Consider the following 8,918-nt stretch of genomic DNA (forward strand, 5'->3'; position numbering starts at 1 on the left):
GAACGGGACGCCGCGCAGGCCGGGGGCGGCGGCACGGCGGGCGGGGGCGGTCACGGCGATCCGCCGAGCAGCGAGCCGACCCACGACAGCAGGTCGTCGACGCGCGCGCCGACCAGGCCGATCAGGGTCTGCCCGGCAGCGGTGGACGCGAGGGCCACTCCGAGGGCCAGCAGCCCGGCCAGCACGAGCAGCGTGAGCTGCAGGTTGGAGATGCGGTGCTGGTAGAGCTGGGAGACGCCCTTGGCGTCGACGAGCTTGCCGCCGACGCGCAGCCGGGTGAGGAACGTGCTGGCCATGCCGGAGCGCCCCTTGTCGAGGAACTCCACGAGGGTGGCGTGCGTGCCGACCGCGACGATGAGCTCGGCGCCCTTGTCGTCGGCCAGCAGCATCGCGACGTCCTCGCTGGTGCCCGTCGCCGGGAACACCACGTACGGCACGCCGAGCTCCTCGACGCGGGCGATGCCGGGCGCGCGACCGTCACGGTAGGCGTGCACGACGATCTCGGCGCCGCACCGCAGCGCCCGGTCGGACACCGAGTCCATGTCACCGACGATCATGTCGGGACGCCAGCCGGCGTCGAGGATCGCGTCCGCGCCGCCGTCCACACCGATGAGCACCGGCCGGTACTCACGGATGTACGGACGCAGCGTGACCAGGTCCTCCTTGTAGTGGTACCCCCGCACGACGATGAGGACCTGACGACCCTCGATGCGCGTGTCGATATCGGGCACCCCGACGCCGTCGAGCAGGAGCTCACGCTCGCGGCGCAGGTAGTCCATCGTGTTGGCCGCGAAGGACTCCAGCTGCACCGAGAGCCCCTCGCGCGCCTCGGCCATCGCCGCGGCGACGCTCTGCGCGGTCTGGGCGACGCCCTCGGCGACGAGCGCGTCACCGTCGTGGACGGCACCGTCGACGACCCGCAGCACGCGGCCCTCGGCGATCGCCATGACGTCGGGCCCGAGGTCGTCGATCAGCGGGATGCCCGCCTCGACGAGGATCTCGGGTCCGAGGTTGGGGTAGCGGCCGGACGTCGACCTCGCCGCGTTGAGGACGGCGGCGGGCTGGCACGCCACGAGCGCCTCGGCGGACACGCGGTCCAGGTCGAGGTGGTCGATCACGGCGATGTCGCCGGGCTTGAGCCGCTTGGTCAGCGCCTTGGTGCGGGGGTCGACACGAGCCGGGCCGACGACCTCGGCATCATCGGTCGCGGGCGTGCGGCGGCGAAGGGAGACTCTCATCGAGGATCATCGTCCCACGGACTGGGCCAACAGCTCCGCCGCGTGCGCGCGTGCCGTGACCGAGTCGTCCTGCCCGGAGAGCATCCGGGCCAGCTCGCGCACCCGTTCCTCGCCGTCCACCTCGCGCACGTCGGACTCCGTCACCACGTCCACGCCGTCCGCCAAGGACTTGGAGACCACCAGGTGGCGGTCGGCGAAGGCGGCGACCTGCGCCAGGTGGGTGACGACGAGCACCTGCGTGCCGTGCGCGAGCCGCGCGAGCCGCTCCCCCACCTGCGTCGCGGCGCGACCGCCGACACCGGCGTCCACCTCGTCGAACACGAACGTCCCGGGCGTGGCCGCCCCGGAGCCCTCCGCGGTCGCGAGCGCGACCTCGAGGGCGAGCATGACGCGCGAGAGCTCACCGCCCGACGCCCCCTTGCCGAGCGGTCGCGCCGGGGCACCCGCGTGCGGGACGAGCAGCATCTCGACGTGGTCGGCACCGTGCGGGCCGGGCTCGTCTGCCGGGCGCACGACGACCTCGAGGTGCGCACCACCCATGGCCAGGCTCGCCAGCTCCTCGGTGACCGCCTGCGCGAGCCGCAGGGCGGCCTGGGCGCGGGTGGCGGTGATCGTCGCGGCCAGCTCACGCAGCCGGTCGTCGAGCGCGTCCCGCTGCTCCGTGAGCTCGGCGACGCGCTCCTGCCCGCCGTCGAGGTCGAGCAGCCGCTGCGAGGCGTCCTGCGCCCACGCGAGCACGGCGGCGACGTCCTCGCCGTAGCTGCGGGTCAGGCCGGTCAGCTCCGCACGCCGGCGCTGCACCGCGTCGAGCCGCGCCGGGTCGGCCTGCAGGTCCTGGACGTACGCCGAGAGCTCGGCGGCGAGGTCGGCCAGCAGGTAGCCCGCCTCGGCGGCGCGGGTCGCCAGGTCGGCCAGCGCCCGGTCGTGGTGCCCGGCGTGCTCGAGGGAGCGCCGCGCCTCCTCGACCAGCACGACGGCCGCCGCGCCGACGTCCGCCGCGTCCTCGTCCCCCACGAGTGCGGCGTGCGCGCCTGCGGCCGCGGCGCGCAGGTCCTCGGCGTTGCCGAGCCGCTCGGCCTCGGCGGCCAGCTCGAGGTCCTCCCCCGGCTGCGGCGCGACGCGCTCGACCTCGGCCAGGCCCAGGCGCAGCAGCTCGGCCTCGCGGGCACGCTCCTGGGCGTGCGCGACCCGGTCGTCGAGCTCCGCCTGCACACGCACCCGCTGCGCCCATGTCGCGGCGTGCCGCGCGAGCACCTCGGCGTGCGCCGGCCCGGCGAACGCGTCGAGGGCGGCGCGCTGACGGGCGGCAGAGCGCAACCGCATCTGGTCCGCCTGGCCGTGGACCGTCACGAGCTCCTCGGCGATCTCCGCCAGGACGCCCTGCGGGACGGACCGCCCGCCGAGGTGGGCCCGGGAACGTCCCGGAGACCCGGGGGTACCCGCGCTGACGGTGCGCAGCACGACCAGCGACCCGTCGTCGTCCACCTCCGCGCCGGCCTCCCGGGCGCGCTCGAGCGCGGGCGACCCCGCGGGCAGCAGGACGCGCCCCTCCACGGCCGCGCCCGTGGCACCGGTCCGCACGGTCGCGGGGTCGGCGCGCCCGCCGAGGAGGAGTCCGAGCGCGGTGAGCACCATCGTCTTGCCGGCGCCGGTCTCACCGGTGAGCACCGTCAGCCCGGGGCCGAGCCGCACGTGCGCGCGCCCGATGACACCCAGGTCCTCGATCCGGATCTCGTCGATCACGACGCACCGTCCTCGTCACTGCTGCGGGCGCCCCGCCAACCCACGACCGGCAGGTCGAACTTCTGCACGAGCCGCGTCGTGAACGGCGCGGGGTAGAGCCGTGCGAACCGCACGGGCACGTCGCTCACGCTGACCTCCATGCGGGTCCCCCGCGCGACGGGCAGCTGCCGCCGGCCGTCGCAGGTGACCACCGCCGTGGACGGGGACCGCTCGATGACCTCCACCGCCAGCACGCTGCTCGGGCCCATGACCAGCGGCCGGGCGAAGAGCGTGTGCGCCGCCAGCGGCACCATGACCGTCCCGCGCACGTCCGGCCAGACCACCGGGCCCCCGGCCGAGAACGCGTGCGCGGTGGAGCCGGTCGCAGACGCCGCGATGAGCCCGTCGCAGCCGAACGACGACAGCGGGCGGCCGTCGACCTCGATGACCACCTCGATCATCCGTGCGGGGTCCGTCTTCTCCAGCGCCGCCTCGTTCAGGGCCCAGGCGGTCCGCACCGTGCCGTCGGCGTCGACCAGGCGCACGTCCAGGGTGACGCGCTCCTCGACCGCGTAGTCACCGTCGGCCAGGCGCTGCACGGCGGTCGCCACGTCCGCCGGCTCGATCTCGGCCAGGAAGCCCACGTGCCCGAGGTTGACGCCGAGCAGGGGCACGTCCGTGCCGCGCGTGAGCTCGGCGGCCCGCAGGATCGTGCCGTCCCCTCCGAGCACGACCGCGAGCTCGAACGGCGGCAGCTCGTCGGCGGTCGTGTGCTGGGACGCGGTGACCGGTTCGACGTCCGCGTCGCGCAGGGCGCGCAGCACGGCCTCGGTGGCGTCCAGCGCCTCGGGCCGACCGCTGTGCCGGACGACGAGCGCGCGCCGGGTCACCGGGCACCTCCCGTGCCCGGTGACCGCTGCCCCGCGCCGACCTGGAGCGTGTCCCGGTCCAGCGCGGTGTCCACGGCCGTGGCCACCGCCGCCGTCACCTCCGACCAGGACGCACCGGCGCCGGCCGCACCCGGGCCCTGCGCCCAGAGCACGAACTCGACGTTCCCGTGGGTACCGGGCAGCGTGCTCGGGCGCACGTCGCGCACCACCGCACCGGACGCGACGACCCGCTCGCAGACGGTCGTCACGGCCTGCGCCCACAGGCGGGGGTCACGCACCACGCCGTCGGCGCCGAGCCGGTCGCGGCCCACCTCGAACTGCGGCTTGACGAGCAGAACCAGGTCGGCTGCGTCCTCGGCCACCGCGAGCAGCGGGTCGATCACGAGCGTCAGCGAGATGAAGGAGAGGTCGGCGACCACGAGGCCCGGTGCCGGGACGACGTCACCGGCTCGCAGGTCCCGGACGTTGACGTGCTCACGGACCTCGACCCGCGGGTCGTCGCGCAGCCGCGGCACCAGCTGCCCGTGCCCGACGTCGACCGCGACGACGTGCGCCGCACCGCGGCGCAGCAGCACGTCGGTGAAGCCGCCGGTGCTGGCCCCGGCGTCGAGGCAGTGCCTGCCGGCGACGACCGGACCCGCGGCGCCGTACCCGTCGAGGGCGTCGGCGAGCTTGTGCGCCGCCCGCGAGGCGTACCCGGGATCGGAGGGGTCGGTCTCGACGTGGACGTCCTGGCCGTCGTCGACGCTCGTCGCACCGCGGCGCACGGCGGCACCGTCGACCCGCACGCGGCCGGCCGCGAGCAGCTGTGCGGCGTGACCGCGCGAGCGCGCGAGCCCTCGCCGGACGAGCTCGCTGTCGAGCCGTGCCCTGGTCATGGTCGTCGTCATCCCTCGGCGTCCGCCAACCGGTCCTGGAGCGCCGTGTGCACGTCCTCGAAGGTGGTGAGCTGGACACGCAGGTCCTGCTCCTCGACGCCGGCGAGCCGGGTCAGGGCCTCGTCGACCGCGGGGTCGCCGGAGGTCGGCACCGCCCCCGGCACCGTCGGGTCCTGCACGGGCTCGCTCACGTCACGTCTCCTCTCGACCACCACGGACGCCGTCCGCGGTCGGGCCGCCGTCACCCCGGGCTCGCCGCCGGCACCGGCCGGTCGCGCGCTCGCCCACGGTACCCGGCGGTCGCCGCCGCGGGGCGGTCGCCCACAGGTCGGCGCGGCGCCCCGATCAGCGCAGGAGCTCGGGCACCGACGCCGGGTCGGGGCCCGCGCCGCTGTCCGCGGCGTCCCAGGCGGCCGCGCACGCGGCACGCACCAGGTCCACCGGGTCGTCGGGCAGCCCGTCGACCTGGAGGACGGCGTCCACGACACGCGCGGCCGCACCCCGGCACACCCACCACCCGCCGTCGACCACGGGCTCGGGGTGCGGCGTGAGCAGCGCCCGCAGGTCCGCGGCCACGTAGTGCGGCCGTTCGCCCGGCGCGGCGAGCACCGCGTCGCGCGCGGTGCTCACACCCGTGAGCACGTGCAGCCCCGGCATGTCCCCCGCCCGCGCACCGGCCAGGTCGGTGTCGAGCCGGTCACCCACGACCAGCGGCCTGCTCGCACCGGCACGGGCGACGGCCAGGCGGTACATGGTCGGCGACGGCTTGCCCGCGCTGGACGGCTCCACCCCGGTCGCGGCCCGCACGGCACCGACCAGCGCACCGTTGCCGGGCGCGAACCCGCGTGCCGTCGGCAGGCTCAGGTCGAGGTTCGACGCCACGTGCCAGGCGCCGCGCTGGACGGCGTACGCGGCCTCGGCGAGCTGGGCCCAGCCCACGTCCGCGGCGTAGCCCTGGACCACCGCGACGGGCTCGTCGTCCGCGGACGCGACGATGCGGTAGCCCTTCGCCGCCACCGCGGTGTGCAGCCCTGCCCCGCCGACCACGAGCACCCGCTCGCCGGCGGGCACCCGGGTCGCGAGGAGCTCGGCGGCCGCCTGCGCCGCGGTCATGACCTCGTCGGGCCGCGTCGGGATGTCGAGCCCCGTCAGCTGCTCGGCGACCGCCTCCGGCTCGCGTGACGCGTTGTTCGTCACGAACACCAGCCGCATTCCCGCGGCGCGCGCACCCGCAAGCCCCTCGGACGCACCGTCGATGGGGTGGTGCCCCCGGTACGCGACGCCGTCCAGGTCCACGAGCGCCAGGTCGTACCGCTCGGCGAGCGGCACGTCGCAGCCGAGCAGGCCGCGCGCGGTCACCGCGACTCCTGCGCCGACGCGTCGTCCGCACCGTCGACGACGTCGGTCGGGGCGTCGGTCCCCGGCGCGGTGGGCTCGTCGGTCGACGGCTCAGGCGCGACCTCGCCCGCCCCGACGCCCTCGAGGGGGACGCCTTCGTCGGGGAGGTCATCGTCGGCGACGTCCTCGTCGGGGACGTCGTCGTCGGACACGTCGTCGTCGGGGACGTCGTCGTCGGACACGTCGTCGTCGGACACGTCCTGCGTCGGCCCACCCGGGGCGAGCTCCTGCTCCTCGGCGGGCTCGTCCGCCAGGTCGTAGACCACGACGTCCTCGTGCTCCGTGACGTTGCCGGCGGCCTCGTCGAGGACCTCCTGCGGGTACGCCGCCAGCTCGGCGGCGGCGTCGTCCGCGCGACCCGCGGCCTCGAGCGCCGCGGCGCGTGCCTGTGCGACGCGGGCGGCGAGGAGCCCCCGCGCCGCGCGGACCAGGGGTCCGGACAGGGCCGCGACGGCGGCCTCGGCCTGACCGAGGTCGAGACGCGCCCCGCTGACGACCATCGCCATCTCGATCTGCGTGTCCGCCGGGAGCGTCTGCGCCTCGGGCTCCTGCGAGAGCGTGATCGCCCGCTCCGGGCGGCCCAGTCCCCGCTCGCAGTCCGCCATGACGGCCAGGTGCTCGGACGAGCCGTTGAGCCGTCGCACCGTGCGCAGCTCTCGCAGCGCCTCGGCGTACCGGCCGGTGCGGTAGGCCGCGAGCCCGGCGGCCTCGCGCACGACGTCGACCCGCCCGGCACGGCGCACCGCGGCCTGTGCGTGCTCGTACGCCGCCTCGGGGTCCTCGTCGATCAGCCGTCCCACCATGACCAGATGGCGGCCCACGCGCTCGGCGTTCTCCTTGCTCAGCGTGCGCAGCGGCCCCCGCACGTCGCGGTCGAGCATCGAGAACGTCACGTCCTCGGGGATCACCGGGTCCGGCACCCGGGCCTCCCGCTCGTCGGGCGTCGGGCGGGCGGCGGAACGGTCTCCGAATCGGGCGCCGCCACTCGTCGCCGGCCGCTCGTCCCTCCCGTACGGACGGCCGCCGCCTGCGGGACGACCTGTGCGGTCGCCGAAGGACGGCCGGTCGGACCGCTCACCCGACGACGGACCACGGCCACGGTCACCGAAGGCAGGACGACCGGGGCGCTCACCCGAGGACCCGCCACGGTCACGGTCACCGAACGCCGGACGACCGGGGCGCTCGGAGGAGGGACCGCGGTCACGGTCACCGAAGGCCGGGCGGTCGGAGGACGGACGACGGTCACGGTCACCGAACGCCGGACGACCGGGGCGCTCGGAGGAGGGACCGCGGTCACGGTCACCGAACGCCGGGCGGTCGGAGGACGGACGACGGTCACGGTCACCGAACGCCGGACGACCGGGGCGCTCGGAGGAGGGACCGCGGTCACGGTCACCGAACGCCGGGCGGTCGGACGACGGACGACGGTCACGGTCACCGAACGCCGGGCGCGCCGTCCCGCCCCCCGAGGACGGACCACGGCCACGGTCACCGAAGGCGGGCCGACCGGTGCGCTCACCCGACGAGGGCCGACGGTCACGGTCACCGAACGCGGGTCGACCCGTGCGGTCACCGGACGCCGGGCGGTCGGACCGCTGCTCACCCGAGAAGGGTCGACGGTCACGGTCACGGGACACGGGGCGCTCACCGCGACCGCCCGAGAACGGGCGCCGGTCGCGGTCGCCGGAGGAGGGCCGACCGCTCCACTCCCCCGAGGCCGGGCGACCCGGACGCTCACCGGCCGACGGACGACGGTCACGGTCGCGGTCACCGAACGCGGGACGGCCCGGACGGTCCGTGCCACCGCCGAAGCGGTCACGGTCACCGAACGAACGGCCACCGGTGGGCCGCCCGGATGCCGCGGAACCACCGGACCTGCCGCCCGCGGGCCGGGGCCCGCCACGGAACGAGCTGTCCCCGTCGCGACCACCACGCGGGCCGCCACCCGACGGACCGCCACTACGCGGCGGACGGGCCTCGCTGCGGTCGGAGCTCTCCCACGGACGCCCGCCACTGCTCGGGCGGCCGAACGAGCCACCGCCGCGCGCGGGCCGACCCGCACCGGCACCCACGCCTCGACGGTCGCCGCGGTCCCCCGTCCCGCCCCAGGCGGGACGGGTGCCGTCACGCTCGCCATTTCCCGGCCGCGATCCCCACGTGTCGCCGTCGGGGCGGGATCCCGCCGGACGCCCCTGCCGAGGGCCGCGCACGCCGGACCCGCCGGCCGCGGTCGGGCGCGGGCCACCGGTCCGCGGTCGCTCCGACCAGCCGCCCTGCGCCTGACCGCCGGGGCGCTGCGCGCCTGTGCGCGGACCACCGCTGGACGGCCGCGCTCCCCGCGCGTCCGAGGACGGGCGCCCGGCACGGTCCTGCCCGGATCGGGGGCTCTCCCCACCCGGGCGACCGCCGGCGTAGCCTCCGGCCCGGCCGCCGCGCTGCGGTCCGTTCCTGCGGGGTCGGTCCTGGCCACCGGGGCCGGTGGGGGCGTCGCTGTTCATCTGTACTCCTCGATCGATCGTCTGACCCCATCGTCCCACCACGGGAGGCCCACGGGCACACGACGGACCTTCCGGTCGCGCGGGTGCGCGGAGAGTCTTCTCACGTCGTGCCCGACCTGGGCACGGGGGTGGTGGGCGGGGGAACGACGAAAGGCCCACCCCTGACAGGGGTGGGCCTTTCGTTGAATGATTGTCCGGCGGCGTCCTACTCTCCCACACCCTGGCGGGTGCAGTACCATCGGCGCTGAAGGGCTTAGCTTCCGGGTTCGGAATGGGACCGGGCGTTTCCCCTTC

At 76.2% G+C, this 8,918-nt stretch carries 7 protein-coding genes and 1 rRNA gene; all 8 read right to left on the minus strand.

Annotation, left to right across the window (positions count from 1 at the left end; translation table 11 throughout):
- Positions 1-50 precede the first annotated feature (50 nt).
- Positions 51-1,238 (minus strand): putative cytokinetic ring protein SteA, encoded by a 1,188-nt coding sequence (gene steA, locus J1G43_RS11335; RefSeq protein ID WP_207378448.1) that lies wholly within the window; start codon positions 1,236-1,238, stop codon positions 51-53.
- Between the two features lie 6 nt (positions 1,239-1,244).
- The gene (gene recN, locus J1G43_RS11340) at positions 1,245-2,981 is read right to left on the minus strand and encodes a DNA repair protein RecN (protein WP_207342121.1); all 1,737 of its coding nucleotides are present in this window, start codon (positions 2,979-2,981) and stop codon (positions 1,245-1,247) included.
- Positions 2,978-3,850 (minus strand): NAD kinase, encoded by an 873-nt coding sequence (locus J1G43_RS11345; RefSeq protein WP_207342122.1) that lies wholly within the window; start codon positions 3,848-3,850, stop codon positions 2,978-2,980. The genes recN and J1G43_RS11345 overlap by 4 nt, the downstream gene beginning before the upstream one ends.
- Positions 3,847-4,740, minus strand: coding sequence for a TlyA family RNA methyltransferase (locus J1G43_RS11350; protein ID WP_207371414.1), 894 nt, complete (start codon positions 4,738-4,740; stop codon positions 3,847-3,849). Before J1G43_RS11350 ends, J1G43_RS11345 begins: the two co-directional genes overlap by 4 nt.
- Positions 4,737-4,919 (minus strand): hypothetical protein, encoded by a 183-nt coding sequence (locus J1G43_RS11355; protein ID WP_207342148.1) that lies wholly within the window; start codon positions 4,917-4,919, stop codon positions 4,737-4,739. The genes J1G43_RS11350 and J1G43_RS11355 overlap by 4 nt, the downstream gene beginning before the upstream one ends.
- A 154-nt stretch (positions 4,920-5,073) precedes the next feature.
- Positions 5,074-6,087 (minus strand): HAD-IIA family hydrolase, encoded by a 1,014-nt coding sequence (locus J1G43_RS11360; protein ID WP_207342124.1) that lies wholly within the window; start codon positions 6,085-6,087, stop codon positions 5,074-5,076.
- On the minus strand, positions 6,084-7,046 hold the full coding sequence (locus J1G43_RS11365; protein WP_307859554.1) for a hypothetical protein: 963 nt from the start codon (positions 7,044-7,046) through the stop codon (positions 6,084-6,086). The genes J1G43_RS11360 and J1G43_RS11365 overlap by 4 nt, the downstream gene beginning before the upstream one ends.
- Before the next feature lie 1,770 nt (positions 7,047-8,816).
- Positions 8,817-8,918 (minus strand): 5S ribosomal RNA (gene rrf, locus J1G43_RS11370); the annotation flags it as partial.

It is taken from the genome of Cellulomonas sp. zg-ZUI22 (genome assembly GCF_017353535.1).
Lineage (GTDB): Bacteria > Actinomycetota > Actinomycetes > Actinomycetales > Cellulomonadaceae > Cellulomonas > Cellulomonas wangleii.